Source organism: Paenibacillus sp. 01T424 (assembly GCF_056398745.1).
The window spans coordinates 1-635 of record NZ_JBFTPZ010000116.1 but is presented as its reverse complement, the minus strand read 5'-3'; the positions used below and the strand labels follow the sequence as shown (position 1 = coordinate 635).

Genomic DNA, 635 nt, shown 5'->3' with positions numbered 1-635 from the left:
TCAGTTAACTCTTCTTCGGTCTTTTTACGTCCACGTCCATCCTGCAGCGCATCTTGCCCGCCGTCTTGGTATTTCTTCACCCACTGATATACCTGTTGGTAGGAAACCTGATGTTGCTCCGCAGTCTTCCCATAGTCATCGTTATTTGTTAGACAATACTGAACAATCTCTATCCGTTCTTTCCATGTCGTAGAACGTCCTTTCGTCATAGCCCTTGCTCCCCCTCTATAGGCTTTTAAGCTGCTATGACTATTATACTTCTTTACCCAGTTCGATAGCTGTGTTCTACTCGCAATCTTGTATTTATCAATAATATCGTATTGGGATATTTCCCCCTTAAGGTAATCCAACACCGCCTGCAGCTTAAGTTCTGCGGTATAGCTGCGGTTTAACGTCTGAATTTCTAACCCTTCCAAACCATAGACTTTATACCTCCGTTGCCATTTCGCCAATGTTGTTTTTGATAAGCCATATTTATACGCAGCGGCCATAGAGCCAAGTTCACCACTTTCGATCTCTCCGATTATGGTAAGTTTCTCTGATGCGGAATATTTAACTTTAGACATGAAAATGCTCCCCTCATAGCAACAGGTTTTTTATTATTTCACCTGTCTACTATTTGGGGAGCATATCAA

At 42.2% G+C, this 635-nt stretch carries 1 protein-coding gene; it reads right to left on the bottom strand.

Translation table 11 applies throughout. The features are described 5' to 3' along the window. A partial coding sequence (locus AC1DPK_RS34215) for a transposase (RefSeq protein WP_477513030.1) occupies positions 1-566 on the bottom strand: 566 nt, incomplete at its 3' end. Between the last annotated feature and the right edge of the window lie 69 nt (positions 567-635).